The organism is Williamsia sp. SKLECPSW1 (assembly GCF_054332755.1).
On sequence record NZ_JBTGLI010000001.1, the window covers coordinates 620,682 to 641,998 of the forward strand.

Genomic DNA, 21,317 nt, shown 5'->3' on the forward strand with positions numbered 1-21,317 from the left:
CTCCCCGAGCGGGCCGGGTCAGCGGAGGGCTGCGGAGAGGACCTCGGACCAGGTCGCGACGACCTGTTTGCGACGCGCGGAGTCGTCGGAGAGGGTGTCGGCCAGTCCGAGTCCGCGCGCCATGTCGAGGGTTGCCTGCACCAGACGGTGTACGTGCGGCGGCGCGTCGACGCCTGCGAGCGACTCGACCGTCATCCGATGTGCCGCACTGCCGAACCGCTGCTCCATCGGCAGGATCATCTCCCGCAGGGCGGGATCCGAGGCGGCGGCACTCCACACCTGCAGCGCCGCCTTGAAGTGCAGACCGGTGTAGACGTCGACGGCTCGGCCGACGACGGCCTCGACGCGCCCCGGTCCGTCGGGGATCGTGTCGTCGACGGCGCTCGCCCGCGCGGTGAGTTCGTCGAACGTCGCCTCCAACGCCGAGGTGATGAGACTCTCCCGGGTCGGGAAGTGATGCTGCGCTGCACCTCTCGACACACCGGCCCGTTCGGCGACGAGCGCGACGGTCGTCGCCGACCACCCCTCGGAGGCGAGCATGTCGATCGTCGCGTCGAGCAGTCGCTTGCGCGTGGCCCGCGACCGGCTCTGCTGCGGCTCGCGCGTCGCCCCCGAGCCGGTCATCGCGCGGCCCCGGTCACCCAGGACGGATCGCGCCGCTGCAGGAAGGCGGTCATGCCCTCTCTCGCCTCGTCCGAGGCGAACAGTGCAGCCGACTCCTCGCGACGCTGATCGGCTCGACGCTCGAACAGTTCGGTCACGAGGGTGTTCACCACCTTCTTCGATTCCCGAAGGCCCTGCGGCGAGGCCTTCCCGATGTTCGCCGTCAGGTCGTCGACGGTGGGTCCGAGCGCGTCGGCGTCGTCGACGGCGACGGTTACCAGCCCGATGGCCTCCGCCTCGGCCGGCCCGAACTTCTCCCCGGTGAGGAAGTACCTGCTCGCGGCGCGCGAGCTCATCTTCGGCAGCAGGGTCAGCGAGATCATCGACGGCGCCAGCCCGAGTCGGGCCTCGGTGAGCGCGAAGGTGGTCGACGGACCGACGACCACGATGTCGCAGGCCCCGACGATCCCGAGGCCGCCGGCACGGACGTGGCCGTCGATGCGTGCGATCACCGGTTTCGTCGAGGTGATGATCGCCCGCAGGATCGCCGTCATCGCCTCGGTTCCCGCGGCCGACGCCTCCGCCGGCGAGAGTCCCGACGCCATCGCGGCGGAGAGATCGGCGCCGGCACAGAACGTCCCGCCCGTGTGCGTGAGCACCACCGAGCGGACAGACGTGTCACCGTCGACCGCCGCCAGATGGTCACGCAGTCGGCCGGTCAGCGCCGGCGACAGCGCATTCCGGTTGGCCGGCGAGTCCAGGGTGATCGTGGCGACGCCACCCGCGTCGGACCGGGTGACGAGGGCCTCGGGTCCAGGCGAGTCGGACACGATGCGCTCAGTACGATTTCGGCAGGCCGAGGCTGGTCTGCGCGACGAAGTTGAGGACCATCTCGCGACTGACCGGTGCGACGCGGGCGATCCGGCACAGGTTCAGCAGCGGCGCGATGCCGTACTCCGTCGACAGACCGTTGCCGCCCATCGACTGCACGGCCTGGTCGACGATCTTCACGCACGCCTCGGCGGCGGCGTACTTCGCCATGTTGGCCGGCTCGGCGGCTCCCCAGTCGTCACCGGCGTCGTAGAACGAGGCGGCCTTCTGCATCATCAGCTTGGCCATCTCGAGCTCGATCTTGCCCTGCGCCAACGGATGTGCGATGGCCTGGTGCGCCCCGATCGGGGTCTTCCACACCGTGCGGGTGGTCACGTAGTCCACGGCTTTGCCCAACGCGAAGCGCGCCATGCCGATCGCCGACGCAGCCGCCATGATCCGCTCGGGGTTCAGCCCGGCGAACAGTTGGCTCAACGCGGCATCCTCGGACCCGACGAGCGCGTCCGACGGGAGCCGGACGCCGTCGAGGAACAGCTGGAACTGCTTCTCCGGGTTGATCAGCTCCATCTCGATCTGCCGGTACTCGAAGTTCGGCGCATCGGTCGGCACGATGAACAACGCGGGCTTGAGATTGCCGGTCTTCGCGTCCTCGGTGCGCCCGACGATGAGCACGGCCTCGGCCTGGTCGACGCCGGAGATCCACACCTTACGACCGGTCAGCAGCCAGTCGTCACCGTCGCGGCGTGCGGTGGTGGTGATCCGGTGTGAGTTCGAGCCCGCCTCGGGTTCGGTGATCCCGAACGCCATCGTGATGCTCCCGTCGGCGAGACCCGGGATCCAGCGCTGCCGTTGCTCGTCGGTGCCGAAGCGGGCGATGATGTTGCCGCAGATCGCCGGTGAGACGACCATCATCAGCAGGCCCGTGCCCGACGCGGCGAGCTCCTCCATCACGATCGCCAGCTCGTACATGCCGGCGCCACCGCCGCCGTACTCCTCGGGCAGGTTGACGCCGAGGAAACCGAGGCGGCCCGCCTCGGCCCACAGCTCGTCGGTCTTGCGTCCCTCACGGGCGCACTTCTGGAAGTAGTCCTGCCCGTATCGCGCGGCGAGCGCAGCCACCGAGGCGCGCAGGGCTGCGCGTTCGGGGGTCTCGACGAACGGGTTCACTCCGGCCTCGGTGGTGCGCTCGGATGTCGCGGTCATGCGGTCAACTCCTCTTCGCTGATCACGGCGAGCACATCACCCACCGCGAGTTGGTGTCCGGCCGACACTGCGAGTTCGGTCACGACGCCGTCGGCCGGAGCGTGCACCGTGTGTTCCATCTTCATCGCCTCCAGCCACAGCAGTGGCTGTCCCTGGACGACTCTGTCGCCGACGGCGACCGCGACACGGACCACCGATCCCGGCATCGGCGCGAGCAGCGAGCCGGGCGCCCCGACTGCGGTCGGGTCGACGAACCGGGGGGTCTCGACGAGCGTCGCGGAGCCGGTGGGGGTGTCGACGTGGACCGTGGCGATCCCGTCCGCGTCGGGATAGAAGGCGACGCGATGCGGGATGCGTACGCCGCCCACCTCCAGCACGACCAGGTCGTCGGACGTCTCGACCACGGTGAGCGACGGGTCGTCGGGGAGGTCGACACCGGTGCGGGTGGAGCGGTGGCGAACGGTCACCTCGCCGCCGTCGGTGTCGACGAAGGCCCGGCTCTGCGGCGCGGATGCGAGGTTGCGCCAGCCGGCCGGGACACCCGGCTGCACGCGGGCGCCCGCTCGCTCGCGCGCCGAGGCGGCCAGCGTCGCCGCGACCGCGGCCATGCGGGCGTCGTCCCCGTCGAGCAGAGGTCGAGCGAGGACGTCGAGGCCGACCTGGTCGAGGTACGCGGTGTCGGTGTCACCCGTCGCGAACTGCTCGTCGCGCAGGATGTGCACCAGCAGATCGCGGTTCGTCCCGGGTCCGTGGACGCGCGACCGCACGAGCGCGTCGGCGAGCATCGCGGCGGCGCGGCGGCGGGTCGGCGCCCAGGTGATCACCTTGGCGAGCATGGGGTCGTAGAAGACGGAGATCTCGCTGCCGTCGGCGATACCGGAGTCGACCCGGACACCCGGATGCGACAGGGCACCGAACCGGACGTCCGCGGGGATGTCCACGTGGTGGACCGTCCCCGACTGCGGGGCCCAGTCGTTCGCCGGGTCCTCGGCGTAGAGACGCACCTCGATGGAGTGGCCGCGCGTGGCGGGAGGCGCGTCGTCGAGCGGTTCACCGTCGGCGATGCGCAGCTGCCACTCGACGAGGTCGAGTCCGGTGGTCGCCTCGGTGACCGGATGTTCCACCTGCAGACGGGTGTTCATCTCCAGGAAGTAGAAGCGGCCGGCACCGTCGGCCAGGAACTCGACCGTTCCGGCGCCGACGTAGTCGATGGCCGACGCGGCGGCGCGGGCAGCGGCGAACAATCGGTCCCGCAGATCACCACCGATCCGCTCGACGAGCGGTGCGGGAGCCTCCTCGACGATCTTCTGATGTCGGCGCTGGATCGAGCACTCACGCTCACCCACGGCCCACACGGTGCCCTGGGTGTCGGCGAGGACCTGCACCTCGATGTGGTGGCCGCGTTCGACGTAGGGCTCGCAGAAGACGGTCGGGTCCCCGAACGCCGACGCGGCCTCGCGGGCGGCGCCGTCGACCTCCTCGGTGAGACGGTCGATCTCGCGGACCACGCGCATGCCGCGCCCCCCGCCGCCGGCCGACGCCTTCACCAGGACGGGCAGATCCGACGCGTCGATGGTCGCCGGGTCGAGATCGCCGAGGATCGGCACGTCGGAATCGGACATGATCGCCTTGGCGTTCACCTTCGACCCCATCGCCGTGATCGCTGCCGGCGGCGGACCGATCCACGTCAGACCGGCGTCGACGACGGCCTGCGCGAAAGCGGCGTTCTCCGAGAGGAATCCGTATCCGGGGTGGACCGCGTCGACGCCGGAGGCGCGGGCCGCGGCGATGATCGCGTCGACGTCGAGGTAGGTCTCGGCCGACGTCCGGCCGGGCAGCCGTACCGCCCGATCGGCCGCCGCGACATGCGGCGAGCCGGCGTCGGGGTCGGAGAAGACCGCGACGGTCGAGATGCCGAGGCGGGTACAGGTGGCGAACACGCGACGGGCGATCTCACCGCGATTGGCGACGAGCACACTGGTGATCACAGTCGTCCTCACATCCGGAAGACGCCGAAGTTCGACGTCCCCTCGACCGGCGCGGAATCGATGGCCGACAACGCGATCCCCAGGACGGTGCGGGTGTCGCGAGGGTCGATGACCCCGTCGTCGTAGAGCATCCCCGACAGGAACGCGGGCAGCGACTGCTCCTCGATCTGGGCCTCGATCATCGCACGCATGCCGGCCTCCGCCTCCGGATCGACGGTGCCGCCGCGGGCCTCGGTGGCCGAGCGCGACACCATGGCGATGACGCCGGACAGCTGCTGGGCGCCCATGACGGCAGATTTCGCACTGGGCCAGGCGAACAGGAACCGGGGGTCGAACGCCCGGCCACACATGCCGTAGTGCCCCGCGCCGTAGCTGGCGCCGACGAGGACCGAGATGTGGGGGACGGTCGAGTTCGAGACGGCGTTGATCATCATCGAACCGTGTTTGACGATGCCGCCCTGCTCGTACTCCTTGCCCACCATGTACCCGGTCGTGTTGTGCAGGAACAGCAGTGGGGTGTTCGAGCGGTTGGCCAGCTGGATGAACTGGGTCGCCTTCTGCGACTCCGCGCTGAACAACACACCCTGCGCGTTCGCGAGGATCCCGACGGGGTATCCGTGGATCCGTGCCCAGCCGGTGCACAGCGACGAACCGTATTCGGCCTTGAACTCGTCGAAGTCGCTGTCGTCGACGACGCGGGCGATGACGTCGCGGGGGTCGAAGGGGATCTTGAGGTCGCCCGGGACGATCCCGAGGAGCTCCTCGGTGTCGTGCCGCGGTTCGACGACCGGCGCGACCGGTCCGGGGCCCTGCTTGCGCCAGTTCAGCCGTGCGACGATGCGGCGACCGATGCGGATCGCGTCCTGTTCGTCGCGTGCGTAGTAGTCGGCGAGTCCGCTCTGCCGGGCGTGCATGGCCGCGCCACCGAGGGATTCGTCGTCGCTGTCCTCACCGGTCGCCATCTTCACCAGCGGCGGTCCGCCGAGGAACACCTTCGACTGGTTCTCGATCATCACCGTGTGGTCGCTCATGCCGGGGACGTAGGCACCACCGGCCGTGGAGTTCCCGAACACCAGCGCGATGGTCGGGATCCCCGCCGCCGAGAGCTGGGTGATGTCGCGGAACATGCGCCCGCCCGGGATGAAGACGTCCTTCTGCGTCGGCAGGTCGGCGCCACCGGACTCCACCAGGGAGATGCACGGCAGGCGGTTCGCCATCGCGATCTCGTTGGCGCGGAACCCCTTGCGCAGCGTCCACGGATTCGACGTCCCGCCGCGGACGGTGGGGTCGTTGGCGACGATCATGCACTCGACGCCGGAGACCACGCCGATGCCGACGACCATCGACGCGCCGACGGCGAAGTCGGAGCCGTAGGCGGCCAGCGGACACAACTCGAGGAACGCGGTGTCGCGGTCGACGAGCAGTTCGATGCGTTCGCGCGCGAGGAGTTTGCCGCGCTCGTGGTGACGCGCCACGTACTTCTCGCCGCCACCGGCGAGTGCCTTCGCGAACTCCGCCTCGAGACCGGCGAGCTTCTCGGTCATCGTGGCGGCGTTGTCGGCGAACGCGGGGTCGGTCGGATCGACCGCGGACCGCAGAGCTGTCATGCCTGGTAGCCCAATCGTTTCGCGGCGAGGCCGGTGAGGATCTCGGTCGTGCCGCCTCCGATGCCGAGGATCCGCATGTCACGGTACTGCCGTTCGACCTCGGTGCCCGTCATGTAGCCGAGACCGCCGAACAACTGCACCGCGGCGTTGGCCACCCACTCCCCCGCCTCGACGGCGGTGTTCTTCGCGAAACACACCTCGGCGATGAGGTCGTCACCGGTCCGGACACGACGTTCCACGACGGCGCGCGTGTAGGTGCGTGCGACGTCGACCTTGCGGGCCATCTCGGTGACCGTGTCCTGCACCGATTGTCGGGCGATGAGTGGCTTGCCGAAGGTCTCCCGCTCCCGCACCCACGCCAGCGTCAGGTCGAGGCAGCGCTGGGCGCTCGCGTAGGCCTGCGTGGCCAGTCCGGCGCGTTCGGTGACGAATCCGAGCGCGATCTGCACGAACCCGCTGTTCTCCGCCCCGACGAGGTTCTCGACGGGGACCCGCACGTCGGTGAATCCGAGTTCCGCGGTGTCCGAGCAGCGCCAGCCCATCTTGTCGAGCTTGCGGGTGACGGTGAATCCCGGCGTGTCGGTCTCGATCACCAGCAGCGAGACACCGGACGCGCCCGGCCCCCCGGTGCGCACGGCGGCGACGACGAAGTCTGCCCGGACCGCGGAGGTGATGTACGTCTTCGACCCGTTGACGACGTAGTGGTCGCCGTCGCGGACCGCGGTGGTCCGCAGATGTCCGACGTCGCTGCCGCCACCGGGTTCGGTGATGGCCAGGCTGCCGATCTTCTCGCCCGCCAGGGTCGGTCGCACCCAGCGCTCGATCTGGTCCGGGTCCGCCGCCGCCGCGAGGTGCGGCAGGGCGATGCCGTGGGTGAACACCGACGCGTACACGCCACCGGCGGCGCCGGCCTCGTGCAGCGCCTCACCGACGATCGTCGCGTCGACGAGGTCGCCGCCGCTGCCGCCGATGGACTCGTCGAACCCGATGCCCAACAGACCGAGTGCGGCGGCCTCCTTGTGCACCTCCCGCGGGATGAGACCGTCGGCCTCCCAGGAGTCCTGGTAGGGCAGGACGTGCCGCTCGACGAAACCGGTGACGCTCGAGCGCAACGCGCGTCGCTCGTCGGTCTCCCAGGTGGCGGTGTCCAGCGTCATGCGTGTACCTCGGTTTTCGGTGTGACCCCGAACGAGACGGGGATGTCGACGACCCGGGAGCGCAACCACTCCCCGAGTCCCTTGGCCTGCGGGTCGAATCGGACGTTGTCGGCGACACCGCGTCCGAGGATGCCCTCGATGACGAAGTTCACCGCGAACAGGTTCGGGAAGCGGTGTCGGGTGACGGTGAGATCGGCGGTCTCCGGGAGGAGCCGCCGCAGGGCGTCGACGGTGAGAGTCTCGTCGAGCCAGGCGAACTGGTCCGCGTCACGTACCCACACACCGATGTTGGCACTGCCGCCCTTGTCCCCGCTGCGGGCTCCGGCGATGCGCCCGAGTGGGGCGCGGGTGGTCGGACCCCGGTCTCGTGACTCGACGGCGGGGTCGGGGTCCAGCGGCGGCAGATCGGTACGGACCGGGCTCGGCGGGATCGTGACGACCGTCCCGTCGGGAAGGGTGGCGCGATGCGGGATCAGGTCGGCGTCGACGTATCCCGGCTCGAAGACACCGAACGGCGTCCCGGCGGCCGGGGGTGCGGTCAGACTGAATCCGGGGTAGCTCGCGAGAGCCAACTCGACTGCCGCCGCGGAGAATCCGCGGCCGACGGCATCGGGATCGGTGCTGCGTCCGACGACCCGCAGAAGGGCACTGGCCTGCGCCTCCGACGGCGCGTCGGGCCGATCGGTGCGCGACAGCTCCCATGTCACCGAGTCGGGTTTGACCGGCAGCGACGACTCGAACTGGTCGCGGGCCAATGCCGCCTTGTCTTCGATGTCGAGACCGGTGAGGATCATCGTCATCTCGTTGCGGAACCCGGCGAGGGTGTTCAGCGACACCTTGGTGGTCCTCGGGGGCGCCTCGCCGCGGACGCCGCTGATCCGGACGCGGTCGGCACCGATCTGGTCGAGACGGATCGAGTCCATCCGGGTGGTGACGTCGGGCCCGAGGTAGCGCGGCCCGCCGATCTCGTAGAGCAGTTGCGCGGTCACGGTTCCGACGGTGACCGCCCCTCCGGTGCCCGCGTGCTTGGTGATGACCGACGACCCGTCCGCGGCGACCTCGGCGAGCGGGAAGCCGGGGTGTGCGAGGTCGGCGATCTCCCCGAAGAACGCATAGTTGCCGCCGGTCGCCTGGGTTCCGCACTCGATGACGTGGCCGGCCACGACGGCACCCGCGAGTCGGTCGAGATCGTCAGGCGTCCACCCGTGGTGGTGCGCGGCGGGTCCGACGACGAGGGAGGCGTCGGTGACGCGTCCGGTGACGACGACGTCGGCACCGGCGTCCAGTGCCGCGGCGATCCCGAAGCCGCCGAGGTAGGCGTTCGCGGTCAGCGGCGTCCCGAGTGCGAGTTCGTCGGCGCGGTCGACGAGGTCGTCGCCGTCGACATGGGCGACGCGGACGTCGACGCCCAACTCGCTTGCCAGGGAACGGATCTGTTCTGCGAGACCGGAGGGGTTCAGCCCGCCGGCGTTGGTGACGATGCGCACCCCGCGGTCGTGTGCGACGGCCAGGTTCTCCCGCATCTGACGGAGGAAGGTCGACGCGTAGCCGCGGTCGGGGTGCTTGAGTCGATCCCGCCCGAGGATCAGCATGGTGAGCTCGGCGAGGTAGTCGCCGGTGAGGAAGTCGAGGTCCCCGCCCTCGAGCATCTCGCGCATCGCGGCGAAGCGGTCACCGTAGAACCCGGAGGCGTTGCCGATCCGCACCGGCCTCAGCGGCGCGCTCATCGGGTGGTCGCCACGGGGTCGGCGGCCGATCGGGGTGCCCGGCCGGGACCGGGTGCGCCGGCGAAACACTGGGCGATGCGGGTCCACTCGATGGCGTCGTCCCCGACGACCGTCAGGTGCAGGTCCTCCGGCGCACGCCGCTGCGTGACCAGCAGGCAGAAGTCGAGGGCACTGCCCGTGACACGATCGGTCGCGTCCTCCGGACCCCACGTCCACTCGTCGCCCGAGGGCGCGACCAGTTCGACACGGAAGGGCTGCGCCGGCGCCGCGCGCCCCCGCAGCACGTAGGCGAAGTCGCGGGTGCGGACACCGATGTGGGCGACCGCCTTCAAGCGGTCGGTGGGTGCGACCCGGACACCGAGCGCGTCGGCGACGTCCTGCCCGTGCGCCCACGTCTCCATGATCCGGGCGGTCGCCATCGACGCCGCGGACATCGACGGGCCGAACCACGCGAGCTTGGTGCCGTCGGGCACCGCGAGGAGGGCGTCGGCCAACGCCGCGCGCCCGGCGCTCCAGTCGTCGAGGAGGCGGACGCGATCGCGTGCGGCGAACTCGGCCGCGGCGTCGTCGATGAAGTGCTCGGGGTCGGCGGCGCCGGCCGCGAGGATCTGTCGGAACCCGTCGGGGTCCGTCGCCGAGGTCGTCGCGACCCCGTCGGTCCAGGCCAGGTGCCCGATCTGATGGGCGATGGTCCACCCCTCCGCGGGTGTCGGCATACGCCACCGGACGTCGTCGAGGCCGGCGACGAGGTCGTCGAGCGCGGCGCCCTCGGCAGCCATGTCGTCGACGAGGTCACGGAGAACCGTCATGCGTCGACCACACCACCGCCGTCGCAAAAAAGCAAGCACGCTTGCTTGTTTTATTCCCGGAACCCACCGTTCCACCCGTCGGTTGGGCGGTAACAGACGTCGAGTGGGCGGAAACAGACGTCGGTTGGGCGGTTGGGACGTCGTTGCGTCCGGAACTGCCCACTCGACGTCCGGAACCGCCCACTGGACGTCCGGAACTGCCCACTCGACGGGGTCAGGAGAGGTGGACGGCGGCGGAGGCCTGGGCGAGCACGGTCTCCGCATCGCGGAGTTCGCCCGCGACGGTGACGACCCGCCGTCCGGCGCGGACGACCCGGGTGCTGATCGTCAACTCCTCGACGTCGACGGGCGGTGAGCGGAAGAAGTCGACGGCGAAGTCGGCGAGGTGGTGGTCCTGACCGGCAGCGGTGCAGCCCTGCCCGGCCCACGAACAGGCCTGCGCCAGCGACGCCGCCACCACTCCGCCGTGCATCGACCCGAGAGCGTTGGCCATCCACGGCGCCGGCTGGAACCGAGCACCGTCCGACGTCGGCTCGATCGTCAGGGTGGCCGCGATCGGCCCGGTCGACAGTCGGCCGTCGCGCATCGCCTCGACGATCTGGGCGCCGCTGAGCACGGGGTCGATGGTCGGTGGCGGCACGCAGTGGTCGAGCGACGCCGGCACCGTGCGCCACCGATCCTCGTCGGGTCCGTCTCCCGAGATCTGCGACAGCAGCGCCTCGTCGAAGACCCGTCCTGTCCGGGCGCTGCGGGCGACCACCGTCGCGACGAGGTCGCCGTCGTCCCCGGTGACGTCGACGGTCGTGAGACCGAAGGCGTCGGCGTCGTGACGCAGGGTCGCGGTGGCGGTGAGCACTCCCGTCGGCTCCACCCGCACGCCGGAGGTCGCGAACACCAGACTCGCCTGCACCACACCGCGGTCGCGCGGGGTGCGCGCAACGAACGGTGCTCCGGCCACCGAGTCGACGAGCACCGCATAGGCGGGGATCTCGAGACGTCCCCGGTGGTCGACGAGCGCATCGCCCAGACGTTGCCGCATCCGGGTCATCGGCGCCGACGGCGCCTGTCCCCCGATCCCGAAGACCGTCAGCGGATCACGGGCGCCCTCGGCGGTCGGCGAGTCGGGGGTGCTCATGCCTAGGATGCTTACCAGCACCGATCGGCCGGGGCCGCGGGAAGGAGGCGCAGATGAGTCCGACACCACAGTCGAGCCGTTCACGTCTCGCCGACACCCTCGCCGCCTCGCGCGCAGACGGCATCCTGTCCGCGACGCTGGTGACCCTGCTCTGGTGGTCGACGGTCGTCACGTGGTGGCCTCCGTCGTCGATCCATGAGGTCGCCGCCGCGGTCGCCGTGACCGTCGGCCTCGTCGTCGCCGGTGACCCGGGCATCCGTCGGGTCGCGGTCCACGCGCTCGGTCGGCTCGTCGTCACATGCGGCCGCCGTCCTGATCCCCCACCCTCGACGGCACCGCGCCGTCGCGCGGACACCTACGTCTTCCCCACCGCAGCAGCACTTCTCGCGGTGACGATCCGTCGTCCCCGCGCCCCGGGCCGCGCCCTCGCGCCGGCCTGTGCCCTCTGACACTTCCTACCGGCGCACTCCCGCCCCCCATCCCTCGCGGTGACCCGATCGGGCGCCGCCGCATCTCGGAGTGCACACCATGCTGTCCCTCGACCACGTCGATCTGGCGAACGACGATCTGTCCCTCGTCACCGACCTCACCCTCGTCGCCGATCCCGGCACCGTCCTGCTCGTCACCGGAGCGAACGGCAGCGGCAAATCGACGCTGCTGCACTGCATCGCAGGACAACGTCGCCCGGCCGACGGCCACATCAGCCTCGACGGCATCGCCGCCGACGAGACCGACCCCCGGTTCCGATCGCGCGTGTCGACGTATCTCGGCGACGACGCGGTGTTCGCCGAACTCACCGTCGCCGAACACCTCGACCTGCTCTGCTCCACCCGTGACGTGGAGTCGAACGCCGGTCGCGACCTCCTCGACGGCTCGGGCATCGGAGAACTGTCCGACCGCTTCCCGCACACCCTGTCCACCGGTCAGCGGGCCCGATTCGACCTCTGCGCGGCGTTCCTGCCCGGTGCGGCGCTCGTCGTCCTCGACGAGCCGGAGACCGGACTCGACGAGGTCGGCCGCGGATGGCTGACGCAGCGGATGGTGGTGGCGCGGGAGCAGGGTTCCGTCGTCGTGGTCGCGACGCACCGCCCCGAGATCGCGGACCGTCTGCAGCCGATGACGCTGGAGATGGGCCGATGACCCGCGACGACCTCCCCGGAGTGGTGCTCGCCGCGGTCATCGGCGCCGGACTGCTGTGGAATCTCCTGGGTCCGGGCTTCCTCGGCGGTGCGATCGTCGTCGGTACGACACACCCGGTGCTCGCGGTCGGCGCGTGGGCCGCCGCTGCCGCGATTCTCGTGGTCGGGGCGCCCGTCTGGTGGTGGGGACCGATCCGCGTGTCGACGGCCCGCGCGCGGTGGGAGCTGTCCGGTCCGGCCGACCGCGGACCAGCGCTACGACGGGCGCTGCTGCACACTGCAGGTGTCGCGATGGCCGCCGGCGCCGTGACCGGACTCACGATCGGGGCCCTCACCCGGGCGGACGTGCACGACGTAAGTGTCGCCATCGCCTGTGCCGCAACTTCTCTCGCGACCACCGCCGTCCTCGCGACGGCACTGCTCGCCCAGACGACACGCAGTCACAGGGCGACCGGCGGACGGTCCATGCGCCTGGGACGACTGCACCGTGCGGTCGTCGCACCTCGCGACGGTCTCGCCGCCGCGACGCGACTCATGCTGCTCACCGGTGACACCGAGTTCATCGAGCGTGCCCACCGGATCCGCTGGTCCGCCGCGCACGTCCGCGCCCGGAGCCGCCCGCTCGCCTCTACAGCGCCGGTCGTCGCGATGGTCCGGGCCGACCTGATCCGACTGACGCGACGGCGCGGTGATCTTGCCGCCTGGATCACGGTGGCAGCGCTGACGATCGGCCTCGGCGCGTCCACGACGATGCCCGTGATCGGACCGGCGGTCGCCACCCTCCTCGGGTACCGGGCGGGGTCGAGCACCGCGTCCGGCCTCCGGACCGTCGCGATGTCACCGGGCGTGGGACGCGCACTCGGTGTGTCGCCGGTGTCGGTCACCGTGGCACACGGTGTCGTCCCCACGATCGCGGTGCTCGCCTGGTTCGTCGTCGCCGGTCTCGCGATGCCGGGGATCGCCTCGGCGTGCTGGCCGGTGATCCTGGTCGGCACGGTCGTCGCGGTGCTGCGCCGCGCGAGTCGTCCGGAACCGCCCTGGGATGCGCCGGCATACGTCACCGGTCAGGGCGGGGTCGTGCAACCACTGCTCCTGGCGGCGCTCGTGCGCGGCCATCTCGCCGTGGCCGTGACCGCCGTCCTCGCGTGTCTGGTGGCGTGAGGAGTCAGCGGGACGCCAGGGGCGCCATCGCCGCGGCGACCTCGGCGAGCGTCATCGGCGGACGATCGGTGTGGTCGGCGTAGACGAGCAACTGCAGGTCGGACGGCGCCTGGCGTCCGATGAAGTTGCCTGCCGCGCTGAACACCTCGCCGGTGATCGGGGCGGATGCGGGCGACAACAGGTGGGCGTAGACGCCGGTGACGTAGTCGGCGGGAGCGGGAGCCGCGGCCGCCGCGTGCAGTCCGTCGTCGAGGATCCCGCGGTCCCGGAGGTCGTCGATGTGGCGGTGGTAGTCCTCGCCGGTGGACAGTCGCGTCCGCGCACCCGGCATCACCACGTTCACCCGGACACCGAGGTCGCGCAGGTCGGCGGCCGCCGCGAGCGCGAGACCGACGACACCGGCCTTCGCCGCGGGGTAGGCCGACCCGCCGAAGATGCCTGCAGCGGCTGCTGATCCGCTGAGAACGACCGTGCCGCCGCCGGCCCCGGCGAGGACGGGCCCCGCGGCGCGCGTCAGCTCGAACGCGCTCGTGAGGTGGCTCGCGACCACGTCGGCGAACTCCTCGGAATCGAGGGTGAGGACCGACGAACCCGGAGGCTCGGCGATCCCGGCGCAGTTGGCCACACCGTCGAGGCGTCCGAACGTGTCCACCGCCGTGCGCACCACCGAGTGGGCGACCGCGGCATCCGCGACCGACCCTGCGACGGCGACTGCGCGCCCGCCGGACTCGGTGATCGCATCGACGACCTCGTCGACCACGACGCCGTCCCGACCGTTGACGACGACAGCCGCGCCCAGGCCGGCGAGCCGGACGACCAGCGCCGCACCGATACCCCGGCTCGATCCCGCGACCGCGTACACCTGTCCCGACAAGGGACGCGGGTCCTCACTCACGTCGCGGGGTGCAGTCGATCGTGCGACGGCGTCGTGGTCGCGGCGATGTCGTTCGCCCAGCGGTAGTCCGGCTTGCCACTGGGGGTTCGGACCACCGCGTCGACGACCCAGTAGGCGCACGGGATCTTGTATCCGGCCAGCCGGTCCCGGAGGTGGGACTCGAGATCGGAGAAGTCGGTGTCCGGGCCGGCGACACTCACGACGGCGGCGACGCGATGACCGAAGCGGTCGTCGCGCACACCGACGACGGTCGCGTCGACGATGGCGGGGTGCGACTTGAGATGCCCCTCGACCTCTTCGACGAACACCTTCTCGCCGCCGGTGTTGACCACCTGGGAACCACGGCCCAGCAACGTGATCGAGCCGTCGGCCTCGATGCGTGCGCGGTCACCACTGACCACCATCCGCACGCCGTCGTGCTCGCGGAAGATGCCGGCCGTCTTCACCGGGTCGTTGAGGTACCCGACCGGGAGATACCCCGTCTTGGCGAACCAGCCCTCCCCCGGCGGGTCGACGGGGACACCGTCGTCGTCGATCACCGTCGCGCCGCGACCGGCCGGTACGCGGGGACCACCGCTGTACGCCGAGGCCACGAACGACGTGTCGGCCGCGGAGTACACGGTGATGCCGCCGAACCCGGTCTCCGACGAACCGATCGAATCGCTGATGGCCGCGGTCGGCACCAGCTCGAGCATCTGTTGCTTGAGAGCCGGCGAGAACAGTGCCGCACCGGAACTGATCGCCAGCAGAGACGGCACGGCAACCGGTCGACCGGCGTCGGCGCGGGTGCGGAGCTCGTCGATCAACGGCAGTGCCATGGCGTCGCCGGTGATCACCAGGATGTTCGCCTCCTGTCCCGCGACGACGTCCCACACCGACGCCGGGTCGAAGTTTCGCTCGTACATGACGGTGTTGCCGGAGAACAGCGCTCCCAGCGACGGCATCAGACCGGAGACATGGATCAGCGGCGGCAGCATGAGGAACCGCATCCCCTGGGCTGCGCCGGCGGCCGCGGACTCCGCCGCCGCCCGCGATTGCTGCCACTCGTCGGCGAGGAGTTCACCGGAGTAGAAGTCGACACCGCCACCGAGGACACGCCAGATGTCGGAGTGGTTCCAGATCACGCCTTTCGGCGCTCCCGTGGTCCCGCCGGTGTACATGAGGAACCGGTCGTCGTCGCGCCGATCCACCGCCGGACGGTCGGGTGAGAACGATGCGAGCGTGGCGTCGAGGTCACCGCCGGTGACGACGACGGTCGCACCCACACCGGTGGCTGCCGCGTGTGCGACGTCGGCGTGCTCGGGCTGTGTGACGACTGCCGCCACGGCCGCGTCGTCGTACACGTACCGGGCTTCCTCGACGCGGTACCGGTAGTTGACGTTGACGGCCGCGGCTCTCAGCTTGTAGGCCGCGAGAAACGCTGCCAGTGCATCGATGTCGTTGTGCATGTGCACCCCGACGTGATCGCCGGCCCCGACCCCGGAGGCGGCCAGCAGACCCGCCATCCGGTTCGCCCGGGCGTCGAGGTCGGCATACGTGTGCGCCGTCCCGGAGTCGACGACCGCGACGCGGTCGGGCACGGCGTCGACCGCATGCTCGAAGAGGTCGGCCAGGTTCTGCGCCACGGGTGTCCTCCTAGGAGCTGACAGGGGTGATGGGGATGAGCGGCATCGGCGATCCCCGGTCGGAGAACTCGAAGGTCGCACCACCGCTGAAACGAGCCACGGCAACTTCTCCGGACTCGGCGAGTTCCTCGTCTCCCCAACCGAGGTCGACGGTGAGCTCGCCGTCGGACACCCGGGCCGCCTCGATCACCCAGTGCGGGTCCGCCGCGGTCGCGATCGCCTGCAGCGGCCCCAGGTGGTCGGGATCGATGAACGTGACCCAGCCCGCGTCGTCGACGGCCGGGCTGCGGTGCGGGATCCGCACGGAGACCCTGCGGTCCGCGTCGGATGCCGTCACCCCGAGGCCGACGTACTGGTGGGGCCCCAGCACGGGGTGCAGTTCGAGAAGACGCGCGAGACCGGTCGCCGTCCGTGGCATGTCCAGAGCGGCGCGGATCCGGTCGGCGGCGAGACCGCAGATGCCGGTGAGCTGCTTGCGGACCAACTTCTCGACGCCGGTCTCGTCGGTGCGTCGACGGACGGCCCAGATGTAGCCCAGTGCCAACAACTGGTGCTGGAGCGCCACCTCCTCGGCCGTGCGCACCAGGGTGCTGTGCGACCAGTCGCGGAACTGCAGGTCGTCGAGGAGGGCACCCGAGTAGTCGGTCCGACCCGGCTCGGTGTGGTCGATCTCCGAGAGTGCGATCGCAGCGGCGGCGGTGTCGAACATGGCGGCCGTGTACTCCGGCAGCTCGAGGTCCTCCCGGCTCTCGTCGATGGTGACGGTCCACTCGCAGTGCGGTGTCCGGTCCGCCGGGCGACGTGGCGGCCGGTGCACCGGCCGGATACGGGCCTTGCGGTTGGTGGCGACGGCGGTCGCGTCGAACGTCGGGTCCTCGATGGTGTGGCACATCGACGTCACGTAGTCGTCGCCGAGCGGCTCGACGTCCAGCAGGGCGCCGCAGTGGTCGAGGACGAACCGGCCGGTGTTGTCGTCGATCACCTCGTACCGGAAATCCATGAACTGCGGTGGTGCGCCGATGTCGAGCTGCAGGCACTTGAACATGTCCGGCACCGTGTTGCCGGCGACACCCATCGCGGTCCGCATGCGAGCGGTGTAGACGGGGCTCGCCGCCATCCACTCCTCGATGGCGACCTGCGCCATCTCCTCGCGCCCGAACGCGCCGATGACGTGGGCCATCCCGCTGCGGTCGATCAACTGTCCCGAGAGGAGCAGCTCGGGGACCAGGACGGCGAGCTGTCCCTGGGTGAGTTCGCTGTAGGTCATCCGATCACCAGAACGGGACCGGCGTCTTGCCCAGCGGGTACCACCCCGGCAGGGGCTCCTTCGCATTGGCCACGCGGTCCATGCGGCCCTTCATGCCCTCGGAGAGGTCACCGTTCTTCATCATCTCCATGAAGAGCGCGATGACGTTGCCGTAGTCGAAGAAGTCACGCTGCCAGGTGAACTGGAAGTTCCCGCCGTACTTGAACCAGCTGCCCTGGATGCCCTCGAGGCCGTACTGCGTGCCGTCCGGGCGGTGCCCGTCGTACATCTGCTTCCAGAAGCCGATCATGTCGCCGGTCGTCGAGTCGATGACCCACGACTGGTACGGGTACGTCCAGCCGTCGAGTCCGTCCATCTCGTGGCCGATCGCATAGTCGCGGATCTCGTCGCGGCCGACGGCCATGAAGTCGGCCTCGGGGCCGTAGTTCCAACCGTAGGTCGCGTCCTCGGCGTAGAACTCCGCGAGGGGACGCCAGTCGCCGGCCGCCTCGGCGTCGCGGTTGGCCTGCAGCCACCGCTCGACCATCTCGTCCATCTCCGCGCGATCGAATGCCATCAGGAGAAACGCCTCTCACTTCGTTGTGGTGGGATGATCAGTCTTCGACGAGTCGCAGGGCCTGCGTCGGGCAGTAGGTGACGGCCCGCTCGACGTCGTCGCGACTGCTCTCGTCGACGTCGGCCCGCAACAGCTCCACGTGATCCTTGTGGGCCCGGAAGAACTCGGGCGCCTCCATCTCGCAGACACCGTGTCCCTGGCAGAGATCCAGGTCGACCTCGACCCTCATCGCGCCTGGCCCCGGACACGCCGGCGGTAGCTCACACGGCACGGCTGCTGCAGTTGGACGACCATCTTCGAGTGGTCGTTCCGGTAGGAATCGGCAGGCTGGACCATCTCGAAGTCGTAGTTCTGCAACAGGACCGAGAAGATCGCCTTGAGCTGCATCATCGCGAACTGCGCGCCGACACATCGGTGCCTGCCCGCACCGAACGGGATCCAGGTCCACCGATTCGCCAGGTCCTCCTGCCGCGGCTTCTGGTACCGGTCGGGATCGAAGGCATCCGGGTCCGGGAAGTCCTCCGGCAGGCGGTTGCTGATCGCCGGCGACACCGCGACGGTCTGTCCGGCGGTGATCTCGACGTCCTCGATGTGGATGTCGTTCTGCACGACGCGCATCAACACGATGAGGGGCGGATGCAGACGCAGCGCCTCCTTCAGCGCGGCCTCCAGCGTCGGCATCTGCCGTGTGTGCGCGAAGGTGTACTCGGGGCGCTCCCCCGCGGGGGTGTCACCGTAGATCTCGTCCAGCTCGTCGATGACCTGCTGCATGTACTCACGGTGACGGAGCAGCTCGATGAGCGTCCACGCCGCCGTGCCCGACGTCGTGTGGTGTCCCGCGAACATCATCGATATGAACATGCCGGTGATGGTGTTCGCGTCGAACCCGACCGAGACCAGCACGTCCATCAGGTCACGATCGGCCTTGTCGGCCGGAGGGTTCGCGATCCGGTCGTGCATGACGCCTTCGATGAACTCGACGAGTTCGGCACGGGATTCGTCCCGCTTGCGGAAGCTCTCGATGTCGGCGTGGTAGTCGACGTAGGCGATCGGGTCGGTGCCCTTCTCCAGATCGTGGAACAGATGAGCGATCCGGACGTCGAGCTGTTCGCGGAACTTGCCGCCGATGAGGCACGACGACGAGGTGTACAGCGTCAGTTCGGCGAAGAACTCGAGCAGGTCGATCTCGCCCTCGTCGCCCCAGTTCGCGATGATCCGCTCGACCTCGTTCGGGATCGTGACGGCGTGGCGCTTCATGTGGTCGGCCTTGAGCGCGGCGTTGTGGATGGCCGACGACCGCTCCTCTGGGCTCGTGTCGAACACGACCCCCTCACCGAAGACCGGTGTCATGAACGGGTACGCGGCAGCCTGATCGAGGTCTTCCTCGGGTGCGCGGAAGAACTCCTCGTTGGCCGCGGCCCCGCTGACGAGGACCACCTCGCGGTCGGCGAGCTGGAACTGTCCGACGTCACCGCACTCCCCGCGGACGCGCCAGAACAGGCCGATCGGGTCGGTGGCCAACTCCTCGAGGTGGCCGTGTTCGCCCTCTCCTCCGGAGACGCGCGCGGGCTTCGTGAGTGTCATCGGGGTTCTCCTGACTCGGGATCGGGGGCGCGGGTGAGGGCGGCTTCGGCCTCCACCTCGACGAGGCGCATGTGGGCGCCACGGGGCATGCCGACGACGGCGGTGATGGCGGTCGCGAGATGCTCGGGGCGCATGAAGTTCCCGTGACGGGCGAACCCGAACGGCATCCAGTCTTTCAGCATCGCGGTGGTGACCTCGGGGTCGACGTTCATACCCATGCCGGTGAGGGTCTGGCCGGGGCGGACGAGACTCACACGGACGCCGGATCCCTCGACCTCCATCTGGGCGGTCTTGGCGAAGGCCTCGAGGCCGGCCTTGGCCGCGGCGTAGGCGCCCATGTGCGGGCGCGGGTCGGCGGCGACGTCAGACGAGATGACGACGAAATCGCCTCGGCGGCGGGTGATCATCTCCGGCACGATCCGTCGGTAGAGACGCTGCGCGCCCGTGAGGTGGATGGCGACCTGGGAGGCGAACTCGTCCGTCGTGGCCTCGAAGGTGCGCCCCGGGGCCATGTCCCCGGCACCGGAGACCACGACCTCGATCTCACCCAGTGCCACCTGGGCCTTGTGGACGCAGTCGTCGACCGACGCGGGATCGGTGACGTCGAGCGACACCGCGATCGCCTCGCCGCCGGCATCGACGATCTGGTCGACGAACTCCTGACACTTCTCGACCCGACGCGCGGCGAGGGCGACGGGATACCCTGCGGCGCCGAGCATCACGCCCGTGGCGGCACCGATACCCGATGACCCGCCGGCGACGAGAACGGGTCGACGGTCCGGGTGGGGTCCGAATCGCGGCATCAGCGGGCCGTCACCGTCATCGGCAGCGTCGCGAAGCCGCGGACGTTGATGGAGTGGAAGCGCTCGGCGCGGTCGACGTCCAGGGCGAACGATCGCAGCGACGTCACGACCTCCCCGAGGGCCACGTTCGCCTCCAGTCGCGCCAGGTGCGCACCGAGGCAGAAGTGCGTCCCGAGACCGAAACTCGTCAGCGTCTGCGCACTGTCTCGGCCGATGCGGTACTCCTCCGGTGCGTCGAACACGTCCTCGTCGCGGTTGGCCGAGCCCACGAGGAGCAGGACGCGTTGTCCGGCCGGGATGGTGTACCCGCCGTACTCGACGTCCTCCATCACCCGGCGCAGCACCATCTGCGTCGAGTTGTCGTACCGGAGGGTCTCCTCCGTCCACTGCGGGACGGTCTCGACGTCGGCGAGCGGCTTGGCCATCTCGTCGGGGTTGAGGAACGCCCAGTAGACGGCGTTGGCGAGGAGCTTGGTGGTCGTCTCGTTGCCCGCGACGATCATCAGGATCATGAAGCCGATGATCTCGCCCTCGGTCAGCGACGTCGGTTCACCGGTCTCCTCGTCGACGATCTCCGCGCGGATCAGGGCCGACACGAGGTCGTCGCCCAGGTTCTTTCGACGGTCGGCGACGAGATCTGCGTAGTACGTGACGAGTTCGAAGTATGCGGCGACCGCGGCCTCGGGGACGTCGAACACGCCCTCGTCGCGGTGGATCAGCGCATCGGAGAGCTCACGGAGTCGGGCGCGGTCTGCGACGGGGACGAGCAGCAGCTCGGACACGACATCCATCGGGAGCAGTCCGGCGAACTCGGCCACGTAGTCGAACTCGCCCATCTGCAGACACCTGTCCCAGTGCTGATGGGTGATCTCCATGACGCGGTCCGCGAGGTGATTCACGCGTGCGGGCGTGAAACCCTTCGAGACGAGCTTGCGGATCCGCATGTGCTTCGGGTCGTCCATGGCGAGGAACGACATCGACAGGTGGGCGTCCGGGCCGTACGCCGACGGGTCCATCGACACCCCCCAGCTGTTCGACAGCCGTTGCGCGTCACGGAAAGCCGTGCGGACGTCCTCGTGCTTGCTGAACGCCCAGAAGTCGAGTGCGCTGTTGTAGAACACCGGCGCCTCCGCCCGCAACCGTGCGTAGGTCGGGTAGGGGTCGTCGTGGAAGGCGTAGTCGTACGGATCGAACGGGACCCGGTCCTGCATCCCCGGCACGCCGGCC

20 protein-coding genes are annotated in these 21,317 nt (G+C 69.9%); 3 read left to right on the plus strand and 17 right to left on the minus strand.

The genetic code is table 11. The features are described 5' to 3' along the window. Positions 1 to 18: 18 nt before the first annotated feature. From ACXVUM_RS02730 to ACXVUM_RS02770, 9 genes are all read right to left on the minus strand, one after another. Positions 19 to 624 carry a TetR/AcrR family transcriptional regulator gene (locus ACXVUM_RS02730; RefSeq protein ID WP_458520338.1) on the minus strand — a complete coding sequence of 202 codons (606 nt, stop codon included), beginning with the start codon at positions 622 to 624 and terminating at the stop codon, positions 19 to 21. Continuing rightward, positions 621 to 1,433 carry an enoyl-CoA hydratase family protein gene (locus ACXVUM_RS02735; RefSeq protein ID WP_458520339.1) on the minus strand — a complete coding sequence of 271 codons (813 nt, stop codon included), beginning with the start codon at positions 1,431 to 1,433 and terminating at the stop codon, positions 621 to 623. The genes ACXVUM_RS02730 and ACXVUM_RS02735 overlap by 4 nt, the downstream gene beginning before the upstream one ends. Positions 1,434 to 1,440: 7 nt before the next feature. Next, positions 1,441 to 2,637 (minus strand): acyl-CoA dehydrogenase family protein, encoded by a 1,197-nt coding sequence (locus ACXVUM_RS02740; RefSeq protein ID WP_458520340.1) that lies wholly within the window; start codon positions 2,635 to 2,637, stop codon positions 1,441 to 1,443. After that, a complete protein-coding gene (locus ACXVUM_RS02745; RefSeq protein WP_458520341.1) occupies positions 2,634 to 4,625 on the minus strand; it encodes an ATP-binding protein in 1,992 nt (663 codons plus the stop codon). The genes ACXVUM_RS02740 and ACXVUM_RS02745 overlap by 4 nt, the downstream gene beginning before the upstream one ends. Before the next feature lie 8 nt (positions 4,626 to 4,633). Then, positions 4,634 to 6,232 (minus strand): acyl-CoA carboxylase subunit beta, encoded by a 1,599-nt coding sequence (locus ACXVUM_RS02750; RefSeq protein WP_458520342.1) that lies wholly within the window; start codon positions 6,230 to 6,232, stop codon positions 4,634 to 4,636. Beyond that, positions 6,229 to 7,389, minus strand: a complete 1,161-nt coding sequence (locus ACXVUM_RS02755) for an acyl-CoA dehydrogenase family protein (RefSeq protein ID WP_458520343.1) — start codon at positions 7,387 to 7,389, stop codon at positions 6,229 to 6,231. Before ACXVUM_RS02755 ends, ACXVUM_RS02750 begins: the two co-directional genes overlap by 4 nt. Next, entirely contained in the window at positions 7,386 to 9,116 is a 1,731-nt protein-coding gene (locus ACXVUM_RS02760) for an acyclic terpene utilization AtuA family protein (protein WP_458520344.1), read from the minus strand. Before ACXVUM_RS02760 ends, ACXVUM_RS02755 begins: the two co-directional genes overlap by 4 nt. Beyond that, positions 9,113 to 9,925, minus strand: a complete 813-nt coding sequence (locus ACXVUM_RS02765; protein WP_458520345.1) for a TIGR03084 family metal-binding protein — start codon at positions 9,923 to 9,925, stop codon at positions 9,113 to 9,115. Before ACXVUM_RS02765 ends, ACXVUM_RS02760 begins: the two co-directional genes overlap by 4 nt. A gap of 214 nt (positions 9,926 to 10,139) precedes the next feature. Next, positions 10,140 to 11,060: an acyl-CoA thioesterase domain-containing protein gene (locus ACXVUM_RS02770; protein ID WP_458520346.1), complete on the minus strand. Its 921-nt coding sequence runs from the start codon at positions 11,058 to 11,060 to the stop codon at positions 10,140 to 10,142. Between the two features lie 53 nt (positions 11,061 to 11,113). Here ACXVUM_RS02770 and ACXVUM_RS02775 point away from each other — a divergent pair, with 53 nt between their 5' ends. The 3 genes from ACXVUM_RS02775 to ACXVUM_RS02785 all read left to right on the plus strand — a co-directional run bounded on the left by ACXVUM_RS02775 (position 11,114) and on the right by ACXVUM_RS02785 (position 13,360). Further along, the gene (locus ACXVUM_RS02775) at positions 11,114 to 11,509 is read left to right on the plus strand and encodes a hypothetical protein (RefSeq protein ID WP_458520347.1); all 396 of its coding nucleotides are present in this window, start codon (positions 11,114 to 11,116) and stop codon (positions 11,507 to 11,509) included. A 79-nt stretch (positions 11,510 to 11,588) separates the two neighbouring features. Further along, entirely contained in the window at positions 11,589 to 12,200 is a 612-nt protein-coding gene (locus ACXVUM_RS02780) for an ABC transporter ATP-binding protein (RefSeq protein ID WP_458520348.1), read from the plus strand. Continuing rightward, complete coding sequence (locus ACXVUM_RS02785; RefSeq protein WP_458520349.1) at positions 12,197 to 13,360, plus strand: DUF6297 family protein; 1,164 nt, start codon at positions 12,197 to 12,199, stop codon at positions 13,358 to 13,360. Before ACXVUM_RS02780 ends, ACXVUM_RS02785 begins: the two co-directional genes overlap by 4 nt. Positions 13,361 to 13,364: 4 nt before the next feature. Here ACXVUM_RS02785 and ACXVUM_RS02790 read toward each other — a convergent pair whose 3' ends face one another. From ACXVUM_RS02790 to ACXVUM_RS02825, 8 genes are read right to left on the minus strand one after another with little or no spacing between them, the layout of a single operon-like run. Then, complete coding sequence (locus ACXVUM_RS02790; RefSeq protein WP_458520350.1) at positions 13,365 to 14,255, minus strand: SDR family NAD(P)-dependent oxidoreductase; 891 nt, start codon at positions 14,253 to 14,255, stop codon at positions 13,365 to 13,367. Next, entirely contained in the window at positions 14,252 to 15,880 is a 1,629-nt protein-coding gene (locus ACXVUM_RS02795) for an AMP-binding protein (RefSeq protein ID WP_458520351.1), read from the minus strand. The genes ACXVUM_RS02790 and ACXVUM_RS02795 overlap by 4 nt, the downstream gene beginning before the upstream one ends. Positions 15,881 to 15,890: 10 nt before the next feature. Then, entirely contained in the window at positions 15,891 to 17,147 is a 1,257-nt protein-coding gene (locus tag ACXVUM_RS02800) for a hypothetical protein (RefSeq protein ID WP_458520352.1), read from the minus strand. A 4-nt stretch (positions 17,148 to 17,151) separates the two neighbouring features. Continuing rightward, the gene (locus ACXVUM_RS02805; RefSeq protein ID WP_458520353.1) at positions 17,152 to 17,703 is read right to left on the minus strand and encodes a nuclear transport factor 2 family protein; all 552 of its coding nucleotides are present in this window, start codon (positions 17,701 to 17,703) and stop codon (positions 17,152 to 17,154) included. A 37-nt stretch (positions 17,704 to 17,740) separates the two neighbouring features. Beyond that, positions 17,741 to 17,932, minus strand: a complete 192-nt coding sequence (locus tag ACXVUM_RS02810; RefSeq protein ID WP_458520354.1) for a ferredoxin — start codon at positions 17,930 to 17,932, stop codon at positions 17,741 to 17,743. Then, positions 17,929 to 19,287 (minus strand): cytochrome P450, encoded by a 1,359-nt coding sequence (locus ACXVUM_RS02815; RefSeq protein ID WP_458520355.1) that lies wholly within the window; start codon positions 19,285 to 19,287, stop codon positions 17,929 to 17,931. The genes ACXVUM_RS02810 and ACXVUM_RS02815 overlap by 4 nt, the downstream gene beginning before the upstream one ends. Continuing rightward, entirely contained in the window at positions 19,284 to 20,090 is an 807-nt protein-coding gene (locus ACXVUM_RS02820) for an SDR family oxidoreductase (protein ID WP_458520356.1), read from the minus strand. The genes ACXVUM_RS02815 and ACXVUM_RS02820 overlap by 4 nt, the downstream gene beginning before the upstream one ends. Beyond that, positions 20,090 to 21,301, minus strand: coding sequence for a cytochrome P450 (locus ACXVUM_RS02825; protein WP_458522763.1), 1,212 nt, complete (start codon positions 21,299 to 21,301; stop codon positions 20,090 to 20,092). Before ACXVUM_RS02825 ends, ACXVUM_RS02820 begins: the two co-directional genes overlap by 1 nt. Between the last annotated feature and the right edge of the window lie 16 nt (positions 21,302 to 21,317).